The organism is Allobosea sp. TBD101 (genome assembly GCF_059817965.1).
The window spans coordinates 2,219,485-2,239,958 of record NZ_CM187543.1 but is presented as its reverse complement, the minus strand read 5'-3'; the positions used below and the strand labels follow the sequence as shown (position 1 = coordinate 2,239,958).

General features: G+C 67.0%; 21 protein-coding genes. 17 read left to right on the top strand and 4 right to left on the bottom strand.

The features are described 5' to 3' along the window. Window positions 1-214 precede the first annotated feature (214 nt). The 7 genes from flgB (at window position 215) to cckA (ending at window position 6,159) form a co-directional block, all read left to right on the top strand. Entirely contained in the window at window positions 215-616 is a 402-nt protein-coding gene (flgB, locus tag AC6RIC_RS10755; protein WP_499736158.1) for a flagellar basal body rod protein FlgB, read from the top strand. Window positions 617-618: 2 nt separating this feature from the next. After that, window positions 619-1,029, top strand: a complete 411-nt coding sequence (gene flgC / locus AC6RIC_RS10750) for a flagellar basal body rod protein FlgC (protein ID WP_499736157.1) — start codon at window positions 619-621, stop codon at window positions 1,027-1,029. A gap of 32 nt (window positions 1,030-1,061) precedes the next feature. Then, entirely contained in the window at window positions 1,062-1,385 is a 324-nt protein-coding gene (gene fliE, locus AC6RIC_RS10745; RefSeq protein WP_454656332.1) for a flagellar hook-basal body complex protein FliE, read from the top strand. A 24-nt stretch (window positions 1,386-1,409) separates the two neighbouring features. Then, complete coding sequence (gene fliQ, locus AC6RIC_RS10740) at window positions 1,410-1,676, top strand: flagellar biosynthesis protein FliQ (RefSeq protein ID WP_047578234.1); 267 nt, start codon at window positions 1,410-1,412, stop codon at window positions 1,674-1,676. 77 nt (window positions 1,677-1,753) lie between these two features. Next, window positions 1,754-2,509 carry a flagellar biosynthetic protein FliR gene (fliR, locus tag AC6RIC_RS10735; protein ID WP_499736586.1) on the top strand — a complete coding sequence of 252 codons (756 nt, stop codon included), beginning with the start codon at window positions 1,754-1,756 and terminating at the stop codon, window positions 2,507-2,509. A gap of 7 nt (window positions 2,510-2,516) precedes the next feature. Then, the gene (gene flhB, locus AC6RIC_RS10730; protein ID WP_499736156.1) at window positions 2,517-3,584 is read left to right on the top strand and encodes a flagellar biosynthesis protein FlhB; all 1,068 of its coding nucleotides are present in this window, start codon (window positions 2,517-2,519) and stop codon (window positions 3,582-3,584) included. A gap of 70 nt (window positions 3,585-3,654) precedes the next feature. Continuing rightward, window positions 3,655-6,159: a cell cycle histidine kinase CckA gene (gene cckA / locus AC6RIC_RS10725; RefSeq protein WP_499736155.1), complete on the top strand. Its 2,505-nt coding sequence runs from the start codon at window positions 3,655-3,657 to the stop codon at window positions 6,157-6,159. Between the two features lie 33 nt (window positions 6,160-6,192). On the opposite strand, the gene AC6RIC_RS10720 is transcribed toward cckA, so the two are convergent. After that, window positions 6,193-6,615 carry a DUF1330 domain-containing protein gene (locus AC6RIC_RS10720; protein WP_499736154.1) on the bottom strand — a complete coding sequence of 141 codons (423 nt, stop codon included), beginning with the start codon at window positions 6,613-6,615 and terminating at the stop codon, window positions 6,193-6,195. Then, complete coding sequence (locus AC6RIC_RS10715) at window positions 6,615-7,442, bottom strand: crotonase/enoyl-CoA hydratase family protein (RefSeq protein ID WP_499736153.1); 828 nt, start codon at window positions 7,440-7,442, stop codon at window positions 6,615-6,617. The genes AC6RIC_RS10720 and AC6RIC_RS10715 overlap by 1 nt, the downstream gene beginning before the upstream one ends. 81 nt (window positions 7,443-7,523) lie before the next feature. On the opposite strand from AC6RIC_RS10715, the gene AC6RIC_RS10710 reads away from it, so the two are divergent. The 6 genes from AC6RIC_RS10710 (at window position 7,524) to AC6RIC_RS10685 (ending at window position 14,672) form a co-directional block, all read left to right on the top strand. Then, a complete protein-coding gene (locus tag AC6RIC_RS10710) occupies window positions 7,524-8,117 on the top strand; it encodes a TetR/AcrR family transcriptional regulator (RefSeq protein WP_454656327.1) in 594 nt (197 codons plus the stop codon). Between the two features lie 175 nt (window positions 8,118-8,292). Next, a complete protein-coding gene (gene recA / locus AC6RIC_RS10705) occupies window positions 8,293-9,339 on the top strand; it encodes a recombinase RecA (RefSeq protein WP_257732354.1) in 1,047 nt (348 codons plus the stop codon). 189 nt (window positions 9,340-9,528) lie between these two features. Beyond that, on the top strand, window positions 9,529-12,171 hold the full coding sequence (alaS, locus tag AC6RIC_RS10700) for an alanine--tRNA ligase (RefSeq protein ID WP_499736152.1): 2,643 nt from the start codon (window positions 9,529-9,531) through the stop codon (window positions 12,169-12,171). Window positions 12,172-12,178: 7 nt separating this feature from the next. After that, on the top strand, window positions 12,179-13,342 hold the full coding sequence (locus tag AC6RIC_RS10695; protein WP_499736151.1) for a cyclic nucleotide-gated ion channel: 1,164 nt from the start codon (window positions 12,179-12,181) through the stop codon (window positions 13,340-13,342). A 2-nt stretch (window positions 13,343-13,344) separates the two neighbouring features. Then, a complete protein-coding gene (locus tag AC6RIC_RS10690) occupies window positions 13,345-13,968 on the top strand; it encodes a hypothetical protein (protein WP_499736150.1) in 624 nt (207 codons plus the stop codon). A 68-nt stretch (window positions 13,969-14,036) separates the two neighbouring features. After that, window positions 14,037-14,672 carry a class I SAM-dependent methyltransferase gene (locus AC6RIC_RS10685; RefSeq protein ID WP_499736149.1) on the top strand — a complete coding sequence of 212 codons (636 nt, stop codon included), beginning with the start codon at window positions 14,037-14,039 and terminating at the stop codon, window positions 14,670-14,672. Between the two features lie 80 nt (window positions 14,673-14,752). Here the strand turns inward: AC6RIC_RS10685 and AC6RIC_RS10680 are convergent, their stop codons facing one another. Continuing rightward, complete coding sequence (locus AC6RIC_RS10680) at window positions 14,753-15,967, bottom strand: NADP-dependent isocitrate dehydrogenase (protein WP_454656322.1); 1,215 nt, start codon at window positions 15,965-15,967, stop codon at window positions 14,753-14,755. A 323-nt stretch (window positions 15,968-16,290) separates the two neighbouring features. Here AC6RIC_RS10680 and AC6RIC_RS10675 point away from each other — a divergent pair, with 323 nt between their 5' ends. The 4 genes from AC6RIC_RS10675 to AC6RIC_RS10660 all read left to right on the top strand — a co-directional run bounded on the left by AC6RIC_RS10675 (window position 16,291) and on the right by AC6RIC_RS10660 (window position 19,871). Then, on the top strand, window positions 16,291-17,106 hold the full coding sequence (locus tag AC6RIC_RS10675) for a hypothetical protein (protein WP_499736148.1): 816 nt from the start codon (window positions 16,291-16,293) through the stop codon (window positions 17,104-17,106). Window positions 17,107-17,183: 77 nt separating this feature from the next. Further along, window positions 17,184-17,921, top strand: coding sequence for an SDR family NAD(P)-dependent oxidoreductase (locus AC6RIC_RS10670; RefSeq protein ID WP_499736147.1), 738 nt, complete (start codon window positions 17,184-17,186; stop codon window positions 17,919-17,921). Between the two features lie 89 nt (window positions 17,922-18,010). After that, complete coding sequence (locus AC6RIC_RS10665; RefSeq protein WP_454656319.1) at window positions 18,011-18,556, top strand: 2,4'-dihydroxyacetophenone dioxygenase family protein; 546 nt, start codon at window positions 18,011-18,013, stop codon at window positions 18,554-18,556. 142 nt (window positions 18,557-18,698) lie between these two features. Next, window positions 18,699-19,871, top strand: a complete 1,173-nt coding sequence (locus AC6RIC_RS10660; RefSeq protein WP_499736146.1) for a lipase family protein — start codon at window positions 18,699-18,701, stop codon at window positions 19,869-19,871. Between the two features lie 52 nt (window positions 19,872-19,923). On the opposite strand, the gene AC6RIC_RS10655 is transcribed toward AC6RIC_RS10660, so the two are convergent. After that, window positions 19,924-20,331 (bottom strand): flagellar assembly protein FliX, encoded by a 408-nt coding sequence (locus AC6RIC_RS10655; protein ID WP_499736145.1) that lies wholly within the window; start codon window positions 20,329-20,331, stop codon window positions 19,924-19,926. Between the last annotated feature and the right edge of the window lie 143 nt (window positions 20,332-20,474).

Here is a 20,474-nt window from a genome sequence, read left to right as displayed (position 1 = left end):
CTTAACGCCACGGCGGCCCGGACGGCCGTTAAGTCCCGCCCATTGTTCAACACCTTGGCTATAGCATAACGCTTTCGCTATCGGGAAACATGGTGAACGCGTGGTTAATCACACCCGCGAAAACCCGCCCCTTTAACCGGATATTAACCATGCACCCGGCAGGATTTGCCCAGTAGTCCCGCCTCGCCGGCGGCGATAACGGGGAGCTGGAGCCATGGCGAACGACGGATTCAGCGTCGGCGGCGGCCTGATGCAGGCGCTGAAGACGCGCATGCATTACCAGCAGTCGCGCCAGAAAGTGCTCGCCGAGAACGTCGCCAATGCCGACAGCCCCGGCTTCCGCCCGGTCGATCTGAAGCCGCCGAGCGCCGATCCGGCTCGCGCCGGCGTGGCTGTCGCCCTCACCAGCGCCGGCCATATGAGCTTGAACACCGCCAATGGCGGCTTCAACGGCACCGGCGCCCCGCGTTTCGAAACCACGCCCAACGGCAACGCGGTCAATCTCGAGGACGAGATGCTCAAGGTCGCACAGAACCAGTCCGACTATCAGCTCGCAGCCTCGCTCTACAGCAAGGGCCTCGGCCTGATGAAGATCGCGATCGGGAAAGGCCGCTGATCATGGACCTGATCAAGAGCATCGCCGTCGCCGCCTCCGGCCTGCGCAGCCAGTCCGGGCGCATGCGCGTCATCTCCGAGAACATCGCCAATGCCGATTCGGGCCCGGAACGCGCCGGCGCCGAGCCCTATCGCCGCAAGGTCCCGACCTTCCAGCGCCATTTCGACCGCACGCTCGACGCCCAGCTCGTCGCGCTCGGCAAGGTCCAGCGCGACCAGAGCGCCTTCAAGGTCAAGCACGAGCCCGGCAACCCGGCCGCAGACGCCAGTGGCAACGTGCAGATGCCGAACGTGAATTCATTGGTCGAGATGGTCGACATGCGCGAGGCCCAGCGCAGCTACGAAGCCAATCTCAACCTGATCTCTTCGACGCGCCGGATGATCCAGCGCACCATCGACATCCTGCGCGCCTAAAGCACGCGGCTCCAGAAGGGGACTAGACCATCATGGCCACTCCGGGTTTCGCCGCGGGCGCCTACGCCAACATCCAGGGGATGGGTGCCGGCAATCTGATGCGCAAGCCGCTCGCCACGGGCGGCGCCGAAGCCGGGGGGCCGGATTTCTCGGCCCTGCTCGGCAAAGCTCTCGATGCGACGGCGGATGCCGGGCGCAAGGCAGATGCCCAGACCGCGAGCGTCGCGGGCGGCCGGGCCGACATCGTCAATGTCGTGACGGCGGTGGCCGAAAGCGAGGCCGCGATCGAAACGCTGGTCGCGGTGCGCGACCGCGTCATCGCGGCCTATGAGGAAATCATGCGGATGCCGGTCTGACGGCCTCAGGATCGGATAAAGATCATGACTTCCGGAGCCATTCTCGACATCGCCCGCGACGGCATCGTCGTCTTTCTCAAGGTCGGCGGCCCGCTGATGGTGATCGCGCTCGCGGTCGGCCTCATCGTCTCGCTAATCCAGGCACTGACCCAGATCCAGGAACAGACGCTGGTCTTCGTGCCGAAGATCGTCGCCGTCTTTGCCGCGCTGCTGCTGTTTCTCCCGTTCATGGGAGACGCGCTGGCGGGTTATATGGGGCGAGTCGCCGCCCGAATCGCCACGGGCGGATGAGCCCGTCGCGCCTGCTGCCGGCCTTGGCCGGCGCGGCGCCGCGGCCCACACCTTGGCGTGAAGGTGCCCGCGGCACGATGCAGATCGCGATCCTGCCAGAGATCAGCGCCCTTTTCGTGCTCGTCTTCGCGCGGGTCGGCACGCTCGTCATGCTGATGCCCGGCATCGGCGAACGCTTCATCTTCTCACGGGCGCGGCTTTCGCTCGCCTTCTTCATCGCCCTGATGATCGTGCCGATCGCCCGGCCCTCGCTGCGCCTGCCCGGCGACGTCTCCGGCGTCGTCGCCCTGCTGATCGGCGAATTGCTGGTCGGCCTCGTCATCGGGCTCTGCGCCCGGCTGGTCATGGCCTGCCTGCAGACCGCCGGCACGCTCGTCGCCCAGACCATGGGGCTGGGCTTCGCCATGACGGTCGACCCGACCGGCGGCATGCAGAATCCCTCGATCGGCAACTTCCTGACGATGCTCGGCATCACGCTGATCCTGACCACGGACCTGCACCACATCGCCATAGCAGCGATCCATGAAAGCTACCGCCTGCTGCCGCCGGGTGGCGCCGTCGACCTGACGGATACGATGGCGCTCGCCATCCGCTCCACGGCGCGCGGCTTCGCGCTCGCGATCCAGATCTCGGCGCCCTTCCTCGTCTTCGGTCTGCTGTTCAATCTCGGCCTCGGCGTCCTCGCGCGGATGATGCCGCAACTGCAGGTGTTCTTCCTCGCCGTGCCGGCCTCGATCATGGGCGGCATGCTCGTCCTGCTCGTCGTGCTCGGCGTGATGATGAGCGTCTTCATCGACGATCTCGGCGCCTTCCTCCGTCAGTTCACAGGCTGAGGCTGCAATGTCCGAGGAAGCCGACAAGGAAGACAAAACAGAAGACCCGACCCAGCGAAAGCTGGACGAAGCCACCGAGAAAGGCGACGTCCCCAGATCGCAGGAGATCGGGACCTTCTTCGTGCTCTGCGGCTTCACGCTCTCCCTGCTGGTCGCCGCCGGCTGGTCCTCCCGTGAGGCGATGCTGTCGCTGCGCTCCTTCCTGATGAACGCGCACCAGGTCCCCTCCGATGGCGCCTCCTTCATGCAGATCACGCAGCGCGGCGTGCTGACTGGCTTCATGGCGCTCGGCCTGCCCTTCGCCTTCATTCTCTGCGCGGGCCTTGCCGGCGCGATGCTCCAGCACAAGCCGCTCTGGACCTTCGAGCCGCTGATGCCGAAGTTCGACCGCATCTCGCCGATGGCCGGCGCCAAGCGGCTCTTCGGCAAGGAGGCCTGGGTCAACTTCGCCAAGGGCCTCGCCAAGACCGCCCTGATCGGCATCGTCGTCTGGCTCACGCTCTGGGGCCAGCATGACCGGCTCGAAGGCTTCGCCCAGATGGGCGTCGAGGCGCTGATGCCGGCGACGCTCTCGCTCGCGATCCAGCTGATGGGCGCGGTCCTCGCCCTCTTCGCGATCATCGCCATCGGCGATTTCGGCTGGCAACGCTTCTCCTGGTACCAGCGCCAGAAGATGACCAAGCAGCAGATGAAGGACGAGTTCAAGAACTCGGAAGGCAATCCCGAGGTCAAGGCGAAGCTGCGCCAGATCCGCGCCCAACGCGTCGGCAAGCGCATGATGGCGGCGGTGCCCAAGGCCACCGTGATCATCACCAACCCGACCCACTTCGCCGTAGCCCTGCAATACGAGCCCGGCATGGCAGCGCCGCTCTGCCTCGCCAAGGGCGTCGATGCGATAGCCCTGAAGATCCGCGAGGTCGCCGGCGAACACCGCGTGCCGATCGTCGAGAACCCGCCGCTCGCGCGCGCGCTCCACGCCACGGTCGGCATCGACGAAGAAATTCCTGTCGAACACTATCAGGCTGTCGCCGAAGTCATCGGATACGTCTTGCGCCTGAAGGGCCGGCGCGCCTAACTCGGCAGGGATGCGAAGGAAGCTTGGCCGCCGGTTTCCGCGCGGCCGCAAGGGAACGGACTCCACCGCAATGAGCGGCACCACGGCGACCAACACGATCGATCGCTCCGACAAGCCCGGCCATATCGGCATCATCCTGCTGGTCGCGGGCGTGCTGGTGGGCGCGGCGATCGCGCTCGGCTTCCTCGCCAATGAATGGGCGCAGCCCCTGATTCTCGGCCTGCTCGCCATCCTCTCGGTCGTCGGCGTCTTCGGCCTCTTCGCCTTCGCCATCGGCCTCGTGCAGTTTTCCGGCCGCGCCGCCCGCAACGACCTGACCAAGGCGATCGTCGACCGCGCCGACGATGGCATCGTCGTGACCGAGAGCGAGAACGAAATCGTCTATGCCAACGAGGCCTATCTCGCGCTGGCGGGCGCCACCGGCGCCAATGACCTGAAGCCGGTCGGCCGCCTGCTGACCGGCCGCGCCGATGTCTCGGAAGCGATCTACCGGCTCGCCACCGCCGCCCGCGAGCATCGTCGCCTCGTCGAGGAGGTCCGCCTCGAGCCCGCCCTGAACGAGCGCGGCGAGGTCGGCTGGTACCGCGTCCGCGTCTCGCCGGTGCGCCGCGAGGCCACGACCGCGACGATCTGGTCGGTCTCCGACATCACGCCCGAGCGCGAGCGCCAGGAAAACGCCTTCCAGGAGCTCCAGCACGCGATCGACTATCTCGACCACGCGCCGGCCGGCTTCATCTCGATCGATGCCGATGGCGAGATCTCTTATCTCAACGCCACCCTTTCCGGCTGGCTCGATTTCGACCTCGCCCGCTTCGGCTCGGGCGGCCTGCATCTCGAGGACGTCTGCACCTCCTCCGCCGCCGCCCTGATCCAGGCGATCCGCGGCCAGCCCGGCGATGTCCGCGTCGAGGTGCTCGATGTCGACCTGAAGCGCCGCAACGGCGCCCCCCTGCCCGTGCGCCTGCACCATCAGGTCGCCTTCGGGCAGGACGGCCGCGCCGGCCCCTCGCGCACCCTCGTGCTCAACCGCACGGCCGGCGAGGCCGGGGCCGATGGCGGCAGCGATGCCGAAGTCCGCTTCGCCCGCTTCTTCCATTCGACGCCGATGGCGATCGCCACCGTCGACGAGGCCGGCGCGATCCTGCATTCCAACGCCGCCTTCGCCCGCCTGATCCCGGCGGGCCTCAGGCCGCGCACCATCCACGACCTTGTCGCCTCCGGCGCCGGGCTCAACGAGGCGCTGGCCGAGGTGGTCGCCGGACGCTCGGGCGGCGCGCCGCTCGACCTCGCGCTTGCCGGCGAGGACGGCCGCTCGGCCAAGCTCTACCTCACGCCCGTCGCCGGCACCGAAGGCGGCGACGGCGAGCGCGCCATCGTCTATGCGCTGGAGACCACGGCCGAGCGCAAGCTGCGCGACAACATGGACCAGGCCGGCAAGATGCAGGCGGTCGGCCAGCTCGCCGGCGGCATCGCGCACGACTTCAACAACGTGCTGCAGGTCATCATCAACGCCTCCGAGTTCCTGCTGGCGAGTCACCGGCCGACCGATCCGTCCTTCCCGGACATCATGCAGATCAAGCAGAATGCCTACCGCGCCGCGGCGCTGGTACGGCAGCTCCTCGCCTTCTCGCGCCGCCAGACGCTGCGCCCGCAGGTGCTGGAGCTCGGCGAGGTGCTTTCCGACCTCTCGCTGATGCTGAAGCGCGTCGTTGCCGACAAGGTCACGCTCGACGTTCGCCAGGGCCGTGATCTCTGGCCGGTCAAGGCCGATCTCGGCCAGCTCGAGCAGGTCATCGTCAACCTCGCCGTCAACGCCCGCGACGCTATGCCGGACGGCGGCAAGCTCGCGGTCCGCACCCGCAACGTCGCCCGCGAGGACTGCGCCTCCTTCGGCCACGAGGCCCTGCCGGCCGACGATTACGTGCTGCTGGAGGTCGAGGATACCGGCACCGGCATCCCTCAGGAGCATCTCGACAAGATCTTCGAGCCGTTCTTCACCACCAAGGAGGTCGGCAAGGGCACCGGTCTCGGCCTCTCCATGGTCTACGGCATCGTCAAGCAGACCGGCGGCTACGTCTTCGTCGACTCGACCATCGGCAAGGGCACGGCCTTCCAGATCTTCCTGCCGCGCCATATGCCGAGCCAGGAGGAGATCGCCGCCGAGGCCGCCGCCAAGGAGGCGCCGAAGAAGCTCGCCGCCGACCATACCGGCGCCGGCGTCATCCTGCTGGTCGAGGACGAGGACGCGGTGCGCGCGCTCAACGCCCGCATGCTGGTCTCGCGCGGATACACCGTCCACGAGGCAGCCTCCGGCGTCGAGGCGCTCGACCTCTTCCTGCAGAACGACGGCAAGATCGATCTCGTCGTCTCCGACGTGGTGATGCCGGAAATGGACGGCCCGACGCTGCTCGGCGAATTGCGCAAGCGCAACCCGAACACCAAGGTCGTCTTCGTCTCCGGCTATGCGGAGGAAGCCTTCCGCAAGAACCTGCCGGAAGGCGAGGAATTCCACTTCCTGCCCAAGCCCTTCACGATGAAGCAGCTCGTCGAGACGGTGAAGGCGGCGATGGGCTAAAGGCCGGCGACCTCACGGCCGCCAGCCCTGGCTTCAGGCGTTTGAGAAGCGCGAGCCCGCAACGCTCGCGCCGTATCGTACGAGCCGGCAGTCCCTCACGGCCGCCAGTCGGTGTTGCATCGCCTCACGGTAGACGGGATCGCGAAACAGCGCCGCGAAAGCCTCGACGCTTGGATATTCGGCGATGAAGCAGACATCCCAATTCTCTGCTTCAGGCCCGATCAGCATCTGCTCAAAGCGGCCCCGCCACAGGATGCGCCCACCCAACCGCGCCAGGACCGGCTCGCTGATCCGGCCGTAGGCGGAGAAGGCCTCGACCCCAGATCCACCTCGCCCGTCAGGATACTGCGCCAGCTCATGCAGGCGAATCAGGTTGAGCATCTGGACCGGCCCCGCCCTGTCCGCAGCGCGGAAGGCGGCCAAGCTCTCGCGTGAAAAGGTGGTATGGTCCGTCATCACGCCTCTCCCCGTCCCGCAGTCCGCGACCAGGAGCCGATATAGCGCGGAGCGCGCCGCCCCATCCACGCGTCCAGCCCCTCACGCAGGTCCGCGGTCGGTGCAATGCGTGCGAACTGCTCGCTCTCGATCAAGAGCCCTTCGCCGATGCTGGCATTGATGCCACGGGTGACCGCCGCCAGGATACTGGCCGTCGCCAACGGGGAATGCCGCATGATCCGCTGGGCCAGTTCATGCGCTGCCGGCAGCAGGTCATGATGCGCCGCGACGTGATTGACCAACCCCAGCTCCAGCGCCCGCGCAGCTGGGAAGGGATCCCCGGTCAGGAGCAGCTCCAGCGCGCGCTTTCGGCCGGCCAGCCGCGGCAGGCGCTGCGTCCCACCGAAGGTCGGCGGCATGCCGAGATTGATCTCCGGCTTGGCGAAGGTCGCCCGCTCGCTCGCGATGGCGAGCGAAACCGCTTCTGTAATTTCGCAGCCGCCGCCATAGGCGAGACCGTTCACTGCGGCGATCACCGGCTTGCAGAACGCTTCCAGCCGTGCGGTCAGCCGTTGGCCGCGCCGAACGAAGTCGCGCACCGCGGTCTCCGGGCTCGAGGCGACGCTGCCTGAGAACTGGGGAATGTCGCCCCCCGCGGAAAAGGCGCGTTCCCCGGCGCCCGTCAGGATGACGACACGAATGGCCGGGTCGTCCTCGATGACGTCGAGATGGGCGAGCAGTCGGTCGATCAACTCGTAGCTCAGCGCATTGAGCTTGTCGGGCCGGTTAAGTGTCAGCGTGGCGATTCCGCCAGTGCTGGCGAAGAGAACGGGATCATGGTCAGGCATGAAAACCTCCTGGGTCATCGACCGCGGAAGGCTGTCTGCTCGGCTCTGTCATGTATACTACCTATACGGTATACCTCGATCATGAAGAAGCCCGACAGCCCTACCCGCAAGCGCATCGTCGATGCCGCCAGCCGGCTCTTCTATGATGAGGGAATCCGCGCGGTCAGCGTCGACTCGGTCGCAGCAAAGGCCGGGGTGACCAAGCGTACGCTCTATTATCATTTCGAGAGCAAGGACGATCTCGTCGCAGCCTATCTCGACGCGCGCGACCAGCCCAATCTCGCCCTCATGGCGCGGTGGTTCGACGAAGCCGACGGGGGACTGCCGGACAAAATCGAAGCGATCTTCCGTCAGCTCGCCCGCTCGGCGCGCCATCCGCGCTGGAAGGGCTGCGGCTTTCTGCGTACCGCCGCCGAACTCGCCCCGCTGCCCGGCCACCCCGCCGTCAGAATCGGCGCGCGCCACAAGGCCGGCTTCGAGGCCTGGCTCGCCGGCGCCTGCGCGGCGGGCGGCATCCCGCCCTCAGCCGAGCTGGCCCGCCAGGTCGTCCTGCTGATGGACGGTGCGTTCTCCATTATGCTGGTGCATCGCGACCCCGGCTATATCGAAGCGGCGGGCCGGGCGGCAGCAGCACTGGCGCGAGCAGCGCAGTCCCCTGGGACAAGCGCTCCATAACGCCCAGCAACCGCCTCCTGACAGGAACTGACATCGAGAACAAAAAAAGAACTTGCCGACAGGAACAAAGCGTGACCATTCTCATGTCAAGACGCATTGAGATGTCCCCGTCGCCCTGCCATAAGGAGCCCGAAACGTGAATCAGGCGAATCTCAAACTCGTGGAAGGCTCCTCGATGGACAAGGCCAAGGCGCTGGATGCGGCGCTCTCCCAGATCGAACGCGCCTTCGGCAAAGGCTCGATCATGCGGCTCGGCAAGAACCCGCAGGCGATCGAGATCGAGACGATTTCGACCGGTTCGCTCGGCCTCGACATCGCGCTCGGCGTCGGCGGCCTGCCCAAGGGCCGCGTCATCGAGATCTACGGGCCGGAATCCTCGGGCAAGACCACGCTGGCGCTGCACACCATCGCCGAGGCCCAGAAGAAGGGCGGCGTTTGCGCCTTCGTCGATGCCGAACATGCGCTCGACCCGGTCTATGCCCGCAAGCTCGGCGTCAATCTCGACGACCTGCTGATCTCGCAGCCCGATACCGGCGAGCAGGCACTTGAAATCACCGACACGCTCGTCCGCTCCGGCGCGATCGACGTGCTCGTGGTCGACTCCGTCGCGGCGCTGACGCCCCGCGCCGAGATCGAGGGCGAGATGGGCGACGTCCAGCCGGGCCTCCAGGCCCGCCTGATGAGCCAGGCCCTGCGCAAGCTCACCGCCTCGATCTCGCGCTCGAACTGCATGGTCATCTTCATCAACCAGATTCGCATGAAGATCGGCGTGATGTACGGTTCGCCGGAGACCACGACCGGCGGCAACGCGCTCAAGTTCTATGCTTCGGTGCGCCTCGACATCCGCCGCGTCTCGACGCTGAAGGAGCGCGACGAGGCGACCGGCAACCAGGTTCGCGTCAAGGTCGTCAAGAACAAGGTCGCGCCGCCCTTCAAGCAGGTCGAGTTCGACATCATGTTCGGCGAGGGCATCTCGAAGGTCGGCGAACTGATCGATCTCGGCGTCAAGGCCGGCATGGTCGAGAAGGCCGGCGCGTGGTTCTCCTTCGACAGCCAGCGCCTTGGCCAGGGCCGCGAGAACGCCAAGACCTTCCTCAAGACCAACCCGGACGTCGCCGCCAAGATCGAAGCGACGATCCGCCAGAATTCCGGCCTCGTCGCCGACCGCATCCTCGATCAGGCGGACCCGACCGCGGACGATCTCGACGAAGGCGAGGCCTGAGACGGCCTTCCCGATCCGGAACGAATGCGAAGGCGGCCCTCCGGGCCGCCTTTTCGTTTCAGAGTAAGGCCTTGCGGCTGGTGCGCTGCATCAAGCTTTCTGGACAGGCGCCAACCGCCTGACTAGAACCGGTTCTTCCCGCCGAGCGCGAGCCCGGCCTCCTGCCCAAGATCAGAGCGCAAAAGAGCGATGAGCGGCGTCAACGATATCCGGTCGACCTTCCTCGACTACTTCAAGTCCCAGGGCCACGAGATCGTGCCGTCGAGCCCACTCGTGCCGCGCAACGACCCGACGCTGATGTTCGCCAATTCGGGCATGGTGCAGTTCAAGAACGTCTTCACCGGCCAGGAGAAGCGCCCCTATTCGCGCGCCACCACGGCCCAGAAATGCGTGCGCGCCGGCGGCAAGCACAACGACCTCGACAATGTCGGCTACACCGCGCGTCACCACACTTTCTTCGAGATGCTGGGGAACTTCTCCTTCGGCGACTATTTCAAGGAACAGGCGATCCACCACGCCTGGACGCTGGTCACCCGCGAATTCGGCCTGCCCAAGGACAAGCTGACGGTCACCGTCTATTCCGAGGACGACGAGGCGCACGCGCTCTGGAAGAAGATCGCAGGCCTGACCGACGACAAGATCATCCGCATCCCCACCTCGGATAACTTCTGGCGGATGGGCGATACCGGCCCCTGCGGTCCCTGCTCCGAGATCTTCTACGATCACGGCGACCATATCTGGGGCGGCCCGCCCGGCTCGGCCGAGCAGGACGGCGATCGCTTCATCGAGATCTGGAACCTCGTGTTCATGCAGTACGAGGAAGCGGCCGGCGGCATCCGCACCAACCTGCCCCGCCCTTCGATCGATACCGGCATGGGGCTGGAGCGCATCGCGGCCGTCCTCCAGGGCACGCATGACAACTACAATATCGACCTGTTCCGCGCCCTGATCACGGCTATCGCCGACCTGACCTCGGTCGACCCGGACGGCCCGATGAAGGCGAGCCATCGCGTCATCGCCGACCATCTGCGCTGCGCGTCCTTCCTGATCGCCGATGGCGTGCTGCCTTCGAACGAAGGTCGCGGCTATGTCCTGCGCCGGATCATGCGCCGCGGCATGCGCCATGCGCAGCTCCTCGGCGCCAAGGAGCCGCTGCTCTACAAGCTTGTACCTGCCCTCACCCGCGAGATGGGCCGCGCCTATCCCGAATTGCTGCGCGCCGAGGCTCTGATCACCGAGACGCTGAAGCTCGAGGAAACGCGCTTCCGCACCACGCTGGCGCGCGGCCTCACCCTGCTCGACGACGCCTCGAAGGACCTGACCGCCGGCCAGAGCCTCAAGGGCGATGTCGCCTTCACGCTCTACGACACCTATGGCTTCCCGCTCGACCTGACGCAGGACGCGCTGCGCGCCCGCGAGATCACGGTCGATATCGAGGGCTTCGACGCCGCCATGCAGCAGCAGAAGGCCAAGGCGCGGGCCGCCTGGTCCGGCTCCGGCGAGGCTGCAACCGAGACGCTCTGGTTCCCGCTGCGCGACAAGGTCGGCGCGACCGAGTTCCTGGGCTACGACACCGAGACCGCCGAGGGCGTCGTCACCGCGCTGATCCGCGACAATGCCGAGGTCCAGACCCTGAAGGCCGGCGAGAGCGGCTTCATGCTGGTCAACCAGACCCCGTTCTACGGCGAGTCCGGCGGCCAGGTCGGCGATGCCGGCCAGGTCAAGGCGCCGGGCACGGTCGTCGAGGTCTCCGACGTCCAGAAGAAGCTCGGCGACGTCTTCGCCCATAGCGTCACGGTCAAGGAAGGCGAGCTCAAGCTCGGCGCCGCCGTCGAGCTCGTCGTCGACCATGAGCGCCGCACCGCGATCCGAGCCAACCATTCGGCAACACACCTGCTGCACGAGGCACTGCGCCTCGTCCTCGGCGACCATGTCGCGCAGAAGGGCTCGCTGGTCTCGGCCGACCGCCTGCGCTTCGACTTCTCGCATCCGAAGCCCATCAGCGCCGAGGAACTGCGCGAGGTCGAGGAGATCGCCAATGCGATCATCCTCCAGAACGAGCCGGTCACCACCCGCCTGATGAGCGTCGACGAGGCGATCGCGTCCGGGGCGCGGGCTCTCTTCGGCGAGAAATACGGCGACGAGGTTCGCGTCGTCGCGATGGGTACGAACCCGGCCGGCCGCGCCTATTCGGTCGAGCTCTGCGGCGGCACCCATGCCTCGCGCACCGGTGATATCGGCCTCGTCAGCGTCGTCGGCGAAGGCGCGGTGGCGGCCGGCGTGCGCCGCCTCGAAGCCATGACCGGCAATGGTGCGCGCCTGCGCCTCAACGAGGAATCGCGCCTGCTCGACGGGCTCGCGAGCCTGCTCAAGGTCCCAGCCAACGAGGCCGGCAACCGCCTGGCCGCGCTGATCGAGGAACGCCGCAAGCTCGACCGCGAATTGACCGAGGCCCGCAAGAAGCTCGCCATGGGCGGCGGCGGCGCGGCCGAGGATCCGATCCAGGAGATCGCCGGCGCGAAGCTCCTGGCCCGTGCGGTCACCGGCATCGAGATGAAGGACCTGAAGAGCCTGGCCGACGAAGCCAAGACGCGCGTCGGCTCCGGTGTCGTCGCCATCGTCGGCGTCGCCGATGACGGCAAGGCCGGCGTCGTCGTCGGCGTCACGCCTGATATGACCGAGCGCTTCGACGCGGTCGCGCTGGTCCGCGTCGCCTCCGAGCAGCTCGGCGGCAAGGGTGGCGGCGGACGCCGCGACATGGCCCAGGCCGGCGGGCCGGACGGCAGCAAGGCGCAAGCCGCGCTCGACGCCGTCGCGGCGGCGATGGGCTGAGGCGGAGATGGCCGCCGCCACGCCTCAAAGGGGCTGGCGGTGGCAGGTTCACCTGTGGCTCGACCACGGCGCCGGCGACGATCTCGTCGCCACCGTGATCCACCGGGCACTGGTCGCGTTGATCTGCGCCAACGTGCTGGCGATCGTGCTGGAATCGGTCCCCACGCTCGCCGCCCGCTTCGGGCCGGGCTTCGATCTGCTGGAGCGCATCTCGCTCGCGGTCTTCACGGTCGAATACGCCATCCGCATCTGGATCGCGCCCGAGCATGCCCGCTATCGTGGGATGAGCGCGACCCGCGCGCGGCTCGCCTATCTCCGCTCCTTCCCGGCCATCATCGACCTGCTCGCGATCCTGCCGCTCGCCGCCAACCTGGTCGGCTTCGGCGAAATCCGGATCCTCCTGCTGCTGCGCCTGCTGCGCTTCTTCAAGCTCGGGCGCTATTCGCCCGGCATGGCCTCGCTCGCGGCGGCGCTGACGGCGGAGCGCAAGGCGCTGGTCGCCTGCTTCGTCATCCTGATGGGCGTGATGCTGGTCGCGGCGAGTGCCATGCATCTCGTCGAGCATGAAGCCCAGCCCGACAAGTTCGGCACGATCCCCGATGCGATGTGGTGGGCGATCATCACCTTGACCACGGTCGGGTATGGCGATGTCTATCCGGTGACAGTGGCCGGCAAGGGTGTCGCGGCTGTCACCGCCGTGCTTGGCCTCGTCATGCTGGCCCTGCCGGTCGGCATCGTCGCCACGGCCTTCGCGCAGGAGATCCACCGGCGCGAATTCGTCGTGACCTGGAGCATGATCGCGCGTGTGCCGCTGTTCGGCGGGCTCGACGCGAGCGAGATCGCCACCGTGATGCAGTTCCTGCGCGCCCAGTCGGTGCGTTCAGGCGCGGTTATCATGCATCAGGGCGAGCCCGGCCGGGCGCTCTATTTCATCGCCAGCGGCGAGGTCGAGGTCGCGCTCGCCAATAGTCGCGACCGGCTCGACGAAGGCCATTTTTTCGGCGAACTCCAACTCGATGATATCGCCATCGCAAGCCATTCCCCCTGCCCGCAAGCAGCGGTGGCGACGGCTCCTTCCAAGCTTCTGGTGCTCGATCCCGTCGATTTCCGGGCACTGACCACGCGCCACCCCCGGCTTGCCGAGCGCATTCGGACGCTGGCGAGAGGATGAACGTGAAACGCCGCTCCCTGATCGCGCTCGCTGCCCTGCTCCTGCCGGTGCTGGCTGCTGCGCAAACGAAACCCGCTCCGCGCCGCAGCGACACCCCTGCCCTCTCCGCGGCCCGCACGATCGTCGCCGGCGCGCCGCTCAGCGTCTTCCTGAGCAATGCACCGCAAGGCGCCCGCCTCGCCATCGCCCGGACGGACGATCCCGCAAGCAAAGCGATCGTCGTCGTCGAGCCCAAGACTGCGGTCCCCGCCCTGCCGACGCCGGGCGCCGTCGGCGCTTATGAACTGCGCCTCACCATGGAGAAGGACGGCGCGCCCGTGATCCTGCTGCGCCAGCCGCTCGCCACGACCGAGCCGCGCGCGACGCTGGCGGCGCCGGAGCGCGTCGGCCGCGGCCAGGGCCTGCCTGTGCGCGGCATCGGCCCGAATGGCGAGCAGGACCGCGTCATGCTGGTGAAGCCCGAAGCGCCGGCCGATGCCGACGGCCCGCGCTTCTTCCCGGCCGAGAATGTCGAGGCGACGCTGGAGGCACCGGACCAGCCGGGCGTCTATGAGCTGCGCTATATTCTGCATGCGCCGCTGGCGGAGCATCGCATTCTCGCGCGGCGCGTCGTGAAGGTCGAATGAGCCCCTTCGCGTAAAATTCCAGCAATCTTCGCTGCCTATACCGTCCTTACCCAAGGGAGCGACGAAGGATGAACGCCGTGAATGACGCCCGTTTCTGGGATCGAACGTCCAGCCGGTATGCCCGCAGCACCATCTCGGATCAGGCCGGCTATGAACGCACGCTGGATCGCACGCGTGAATTGCTGAAACCGCAGGACCGGGTGCTGGAACTCGGCTGCGGCACCGGATCGACGGCGCTCAGACTGGCCGATAGCGTGCAAAGCTATCTGGCGACCGATATCTCCACCGGCATGATCGCGATTGCCGAGCAGAAGCAGGCGACCGAGACGATCCCAGGGTTGAGCTTCCGCGTCGCGACAGTGGAAGCGCTCGCACCCGACGAGCGTTTCGACGCCGTTCTGGGCTTCAGCTACCTCCATCTGGTGCGTGACCTGCCTGGCACGCTGCGCCGTATCCATGCGCTGCTCGCCGAGGGCGGGCTGTTCATCTCCAAGACCCCCTGTATCAGGGACATGAACCCGCTCGTCGGATACGCTGCCCTGCCCGTGATGCGGGCGCTCCGGCTGGCGCCCTATGCTGCCGTCTTCCGCGCGGCGGAGCTGAAGGAACGCGTGTCTGCAACGGGTTTTCAGATTCTGAACGTCGAGAACCATGCGAGCAAGGGCACGCACTGGCGCCCCTATATCGTGGCCCGGAAGGCCTGATCACTGCGAGCTGGCGCGGCGCATGAAAAAGCCCGGCCTTTCGGCCGGGCTTCTCATACCACGCAAGCGAGCGCCTGAAATCAGGCGGCCATCGCCTTGCGCATGTTGTCGCTGACCTTCTCGAGGAAGCCGGTGGTCGAGAGCCACTTCTGCTCGGCGCCGACCAGCAGGGCGAGGTCCTTGGTCATGTCGCCGGCCTCGACCGTGTCGACCGTGACCTTCTCCAGCAGCGAAGCGAACTTGGCGAGCTCGGCATTGTTGTCGAGCTTGGCGCGGTGCGCGAGGCCACGGGTCCAGGCGAAGATCGAGGCGATCGAGTTCGTCGAGGTCTCCTTGCCCTTCTGGTGCTCGCGATAGTGACGGGTCACCGTGCCGTGCGCGGCCTCGGCCTCGACGGTCTTGCCGTCGGGCGTCATCAGCACCGAGGTCATCAGGCCCAGCGAGCCGAAGCCCTGCGCCACCGTGTCGGACTGCACGTCGCCGTCGTAGTTCTTGCAGGCCCAGACATAGCCACCCGACCACTTCATCGCGGAGGCGACCATGTCGTCGATCAGGCGGTGCTCGTAGGTGATGCCGAGCTTGTCGAACTCGGCCTTGAACTCGGCCTGGTAGATCTCCTCGAAGATGTCCTTGAAGCGGCCATCATAGGTCTTGAGGATGGTGTTCTTGGTCGAGAGATAGACCGGGTACTTGCGGATCAGGCCGTAGTTCAGCGAGGCGCGGGCGAAGTCGCGGATCGAGTCGTCGAGATTGTACATCGCCATGGCGACGCCAGCCTCGGGGGCCTTGAAGACCTCCTTCTCGATGACCTTGCCGTCCTCGCCAACGAACTTGATCGAGAGCGTGCCCTTGCCCGGGAACTTGAAGTCGGTCGCGCGGTACTGGTCGCCGAAGGCGTGACGGCCGATGACGATCGGCTGGGTCCAGCCCGGCACCAGGCGCGGCACGTTCTTGCAGATGATCGGCTCGCGGAAGATCACGCCGCCGAGGATGTTGCGGATCGTGCCGTTCGGCGACTTCCACATTTCCTTGAGGTTGAACTCCTTCACGCGGCCTTCGTCCGGCGTGATGGTCGCGCACTTGACCGCGACGCCATGCTTCTTGGTGGCGTTGGCGGCGTCGATCGTGACCTGGTCATTGGTTGCGTCGCGGTTCTCGACCGAGAGGTCGTAATAGTCGAGCTCGAGATCCAGATACGGGAAGATCAGGGTGTCCTTGATCTTCTGCCAGATGATCCGGGTCATCTCGTCGCCGTCCATGTCGACGACCGGGTTGGCGACCTTGATCTTGCTCATGCGATGACCCCTGTTCTCTCCAGATAGAACGATCCGAAACGGCGGCTTTCGCCCACCATTCCCGGCTGGGTCGCTTCCTAGAGCATGTTCCGCAAAAGTGGAAACCACTTTTGCGGAACATGCTCAGTGATTTGATTAGGCGCGAATTCTTGTCCTTCGGCCGATCTCGGCCGAAGGGAAAGCGCGCCGCGGGTTCGGGGCGGCGGGGGTAGCGCGGCTTTCGGGCAATCTCACGCAACAATCTTTATGTTGCACTGCCGCAAAATCGGCATCTTCCCCGCCTAGCCTGTCCTGCCGCTCGTCATAGCGACAGGACGAACGACGTGTTCCGTTTCATTTTCGATATCCGCGCCGGCCTCCAGCCGGCCGCAATCCTTCTCGCGGCGCTGTTCAGTCCGACCCTCGCCTCCGCCCCGCTTACGGACGAGGAGCAGCCTGCAACGCCGCTGCCGATCCCACGCGGCGCATTGATCGATCCCGACGCGGACGAGATGCCGGCGCTCGCCGCGAGCGAGCCCGACGCCATCGTCTTCGATCCGGGCCTGGCCGTGCTCGGCCGCGCCACCGCATCATCGGGAGCGCATCTGCGGGCGCGGGCGCCTATCCCGGTCGACATCATCCGCAAGGGCTTCGCCGCCCGCCAGCACATGATGAGCGCGGCGCCGGACCGTTCGGTCGGCTTCAAGCTGGACCGAGGTGCCTTCTCGCTCTCGACCACGCTCTCCGATCCGGCAAGCATCGGTGCGCCCCGGAACGCCGAGCTGCGCTGGCGCCTCGCCCAGCCGGCAGGAGCGGGCAAAGGCTTCATCTGGGGTCTCGCCACCGGTGGTGGCAGCTCGCTCTACGGCAATCCCGAGCAGATCGGCGAGGCCTTGATCGGCTACCGGCAGGAGCTGTTCCCGCACCTCACCCTGACCTCGCAGCTCACGATGGGTGGGACTTACGTCTTCGCGCCGGGTGACGGCATCCACACTGCGATGACCCCGGAGATGAAGCTCTCGGTCGATCTCGCCAAGCTCGCCGATCTGCCGTGGCAGACCTCACTCGACGTGACGCTGGCGCGCAAGGTGCCGCTCGTTGCCAGTGATTTCGAAACGCGTGGCCAGGCGATGCTCTCCTTGAAGTACAAGTGGAACTGACCGTCACGGCCGCCATCGCATGGCGGCCTGCATCATCCTGCCTTCCCCCTGGACGCGGGCCGCTCTAGCCTCGCTCCATGACACAATCGACTTCGACCAAATTCGCCCTCGTCACCGGCGGCACGCGCGGCATCGGCGCCGGCGCCGCCCTCGCGCTCGCCACCGCGGGCTATGACGTACTCGCCACCGGCCTGACGGAAGAGGAGGTCGCGGCGCCGCCGGCCCACCCCGCCATCCGCCACGCCCGGCTCGACGTGACCCGTGACGCCGAGGTCGCCGCGATCGTCGCGACCTGCCTGCGCCTCGACGCACTGGTGAACTGCGCCGGCATGATCCAGCGCGGCGGCAAGGAGTTCGAGATCGACGCGTTCCGCCTGACCATCGAGGTCAATCTCAACGGTACGATGCGGATGTGCCTCGCCGCCAAGGACAAGCTCGCCGCCAAGGGCGCGGACAAGGCCGGCGGCGCCATCGTCAACATCGCCTCGATGCTGACCTTCCACGGCTCGCCCTTCGCGCCGGGTTATGCGGCCTCGAAGGGCGGCATCGGCCAACTCACCAAGTCGCTCGCCGCCGCCTGGGCGCAGGAGGGCATCCGCGTCAACGCGGTGGCGCCTGGCTGGATCGAGACCGAGCTGACCCGCCCGCTGGTCGAGGATACCGAGCGCTCGGCCCCGATCCTCGCTCGCACGCCGATGGGTCGCTGGGGCAAGCCCGGCGATGTCGGCGGCGCCATCGCGTTCCTGCTCTCGGACGCCGCCCAGTTCGTCACCGGCGCGATACTGCCGGTCGATGGCGGCTATCTCGCCGTCTAGAAAAGCGATTCCGGCCTAAGGACTTGGGCCGCAAACCTGAATCGAATTGTGCGCGGATTGAATCAGAACATCAGCACGGGAGAGACACCATGAACACGACGAGCCCGATGCCCGTCGCGGCCACGCAGGAGGAGCGCTGGACGCCCTATCGCCACCCCCAGCCGAAGGAATCGCCACCGGAGCTGGTCGTCCCGAACGTGATCCCGACCGACGAGCGCGTCTGGGTCCCGGTCGACGACAATGTCTGGTTCCGGCCTCTGCTCCTCTGCACCTCTCGCGGCTACTGGATGAACCTGCTCAAGGTCCGCCGCGCCGGCGTGCTCTCGCGCCACCGCCATCCGCTTCCGGTCCATGGCTATGTGCTGAAAGGCAAGTGGCGCTATCTGGAGCATGACTGGGTCGCGACCGAGGGCTCGTATGTCTACGAGGCTCCGGGCGAGACGCATACGCTGGTGGTCGATCCCGAGACGGAAGAGATGATCACCATGTTCCAGGTCAATGGCGCGATGATCTATGTCGACCCGGACGGCAAATGCCTCGGCTATGACGACGTCTTCACCCGCATCGACAAATGCCGCGCCCATTATGCAGGCAATGGGCTGGGCGCCGAATACGTCGACCAGTTCATCCGGTGAGCGATGCGCGGCCCGCCTGCCCGGCGGCCGGGCCGTCCATGATCGGCACATCCCGGCGCCGCCGCGGAAGCAATTGCTAAACGGTATCCGGGCTAATCACCGGAGAATCTGAAGCCTGCGCCTGCTCCGCGGAGACACATTCATGCGGCTCGTCATTACCCTGCTGATCTGGATGTCGGCCGCCTTCTCCACCGCACCGGCCGGGGCACAGTCGGCTCTCTACACGGCGACGGCCGCCGAGATTGCCGGAGGGCTCCCCGGAACGGTGATCCGGACGGAAATCCTGAACGGCACGCCCGACGGCGCGACGGCCTATCGGATGCTCTATCGCTCGCGCGGGCTCGACGGCAAGCCGATCGCCGTCTCTGGCATTGCGATCGTCCCGTCGGGACCCGTTCCGCCCGGAGGCCGCCCGGTCGTGGCCTGGGCCCATCCGACGACCGGCGTCCAGCCGCAATGCGGGCCGTCGCGCTCCGGCGGCATCTTCCTGTCGATCCAGGGCCTGCGCGCGATGATCGCGCGCGGATACATCGTCGCGGCGACCGATTACGCCGGCCTCGGCGGGCCCGGGACACATCCCTATCTGGTCGGTGAGAGCGAGGGCCGCTCGGTGGTCGACTCGGTGCGGGCGGCTCGCCAGCTTGCCGGCGCCTCCGCCGGGCGACGCTTCGCCGTCTGGGGCCATTCGCAGGGCGGGCACGCGGCGCTCTTCACCGGCATCCTGGCGAAACGCCTGGCCCCCGAGCTCGATCTGGTCGGCGTCGCGGCCGCCGCGCCTGCGACCGAGCTCAGGCCGCTCCTGGCCGACGACATCGAGACTGACGGGGGCCGCAACCTGACCGCGATGACCCTCTGGTCGTGGGCGCGCGTCTACAAGGCCCCCCTCGACAAGGTCGTCTACCCACAGGCGATTCCCGTCGTCGACGAACTCGCCGCGGACTGCATCGAGAGCCTGTCCGATATCCTGCGCCGGCTGCGCCCGACCAAGGCACTGGAGCGCAAGTTCCTCGTCGACGAGGACTTCGCCGCCCACGAGCCCTGGCGCTCGCTTCTCGATCGGAATTCGCCCGGCCTCGTGCCGCGCAGCATCCCGGTCTTCCTCGCGCAGGGCACGGACGACACGCTGGTCAGGCCGCAGGTCACGCGCGACTATGCCGACAGGCTCTGCCGCGCCGGGAATTCGGTGCGGTTCGTGGCGCTGCAGGGCGTAGGCCATCTGCCGGCAGCCGAGGACAGCGCCGCCGCCGCAGTGGACTGGATGGAACAGCGCTTCAAGGGCGCGCCGCCACCGAGCGACTGCACCCGGGCGAAGTGAGGATCAGCACCATGCTGCGATGGCTCCGATCCGGGCGATCAGGCGGAGGCAGCTAGCGGCCGAGCTTGGCGAGCTCCACCGCGGCGCGCAACTCGATATGGGCGAGAACCTCGTCGAGCCGCGGATCGTCCGTCGTCTCGCGCCTGAGCGCCAGCGTCGTGCGCAGCCGCTCCAGCTCCGAGGGCAGCACACGCCCGGCGAGCAGGGCCGCCTTCAACCGGTCGAGCCCATCGAGCAGGTCATGCCCGCGCCTGGCCTGCCGGCGCTTGCGATCCTGCGAATCTTCCTGCGCCTGAACGGCGAGCAAGGTGTCGAGCGGGCCGGCCGCGCTGACGCCGCTGCTGCGGGCCGCGGTCGTGCTGTCCTGCGTCGGAAGCGTGAAGGCCGCGCCGCTCGAGCGCCTCGCGGAACTGGCCGGGCCGGCATTCGAGACGGGCGCGCGCTGGTCGATCCTGATCATCGGCGGCCTCTGGGGGCATCGGACCGAAAAGTGGATGCCACTTTTCGGAAGAATCCGATGCCTGGATAATGATCCGGATCGTCACTTTGCGTCCGATAGGACGCGCGACGATCTGGAAGGGTTAACGAACTCTTGCCGGAAGA

What these genes read in the sequence shown, in the direction of transcription:
- flgB (WP_499736158.1), top strand. Translation starts at nt 215, where the DNA reads ATGGCGAACGACGGATTCAGCGTCGGCGGCGGCCTGATGCAGGCGCTG.
- flgC (WP_499736157.1), top strand. Translation starts at nt 619, where the DNA reads ATGGACCTGATCAAGAGCATCGCCGTCGCCGCCTCCGGCCTGCGCAGC.
- fliE (WP_454656332.1), top strand. Translation starts at nt 1,062, where the DNA reads ATGGCCACTCCGGGTTTCGCCGCGGGCGCCTACGCCAACATCCAGGGG.
- fliQ (WP_047578234.1), top strand. Translation starts at nt 1,410, where the DNA reads ATGACTTCCGGAGCCATTCTCGACATCGCCCGCGACGGCATCGTCGTC.
- fliR (WP_499736586.1), top strand. Translation starts at nt 1,754, where the DNA reads ATGCAGATCGCGATCCTGCCAGAGATCAGCGCCCTTTTCGTGCTCGTC.
- flhB (WP_499736156.1), top strand. Translation starts at nt 2,517, where the DNA reads ATGTCCGAGGAAGCCGACAAGGAAGACAAAACAGAAGACCCGACCCAG.
- cckA (WP_499736155.1), top strand. Translation starts at nt 3,655, where the DNA reads ATGAGCGGCACCACGGCGACCAACACGATCGATCGCTCCGACAAGCCC.
- AC6RIC_RS10720 (WP_499736154.1), bottom strand. Translation starts at nt 6,615, where the DNA reads ATGACGGACCATACCACCTTTTCACGCGAGAGCTTGGCCGCCTTCCGC.
- AC6RIC_RS10715 (WP_499736153.1), bottom strand. Translation starts at nt 7,442, where the DNA reads ATGCCTGACCATGATCCCGTTCTCTTCGCCAGCACTGGCGGAATCGCC.
- AC6RIC_RS10710 (WP_454656327.1), top strand. Translation starts at nt 7,524, where the DNA reads ATGAAGAAGCCCGACAGCCCTACCCGCAAGCGCATCGTCGATGCCGCC.
- recA (WP_257732354.1), top strand. Translation starts at nt 8,293, where the DNA reads ATGGACAAGGCCAAGGCGCTGGATGCGGCGCTCTCCCAGATCGAACGC.
- alaS (WP_499736152.1), top strand. Translation starts at nt 9,529, where the DNA reads ATGAGCGGCGTCAACGATATCCGGTCGACCTTCCTCGACTACTTCAAG.
- AC6RIC_RS10695 (WP_499736151.1), top strand. Translation starts at nt 12,179, where the DNA reads ATGGCCGCCGCCACGCCTCAAAGGGGCTGGCGGTGGCAGGTTCACCTG.
- AC6RIC_RS10685 (WP_499736149.1), top strand. Translation starts at nt 14,037, where the DNA reads ATGAACGCCGTGAATGACGCCCGTTTCTGGGATCGAACGTCCAGCCGG.
- AC6RIC_RS10680 (WP_454656322.1), bottom strand. Translation starts at nt 15,967, where the DNA reads ATGAGCAAGATCAAGGTCGCCAACCCGGTCGTCGACATGGACGGCGAC.
- AC6RIC_RS10670 (WP_499736147.1), top strand. Translation starts at nt 17,184, where the DNA reads ATGACACAATCGACTTCGACCAAATTCGCCCTCGTCACCGGCGGCACG.
- AC6RIC_RS10665 (WP_454656319.1), top strand. Translation starts at nt 18,011, where the DNA reads ATGAACACGACGAGCCCGATGCCCGTCGCGGCCACGCAGGAGGAGCGC.
- AC6RIC_RS10660 (WP_499736146.1), top strand. Translation starts at nt 18,699, where the DNA reads ATGCGGCTCGTCATTACCCTGCTGATCTGGATGTCGGCCGCCTTCTCC.
- AC6RIC_RS10655 (WP_499736145.1), bottom strand. Translation starts at nt 20,331, where the DNA reads ATGATCAGGATCGACCAGCGCGCGCCCGTCTCGAATGCCGGCCCGGCC.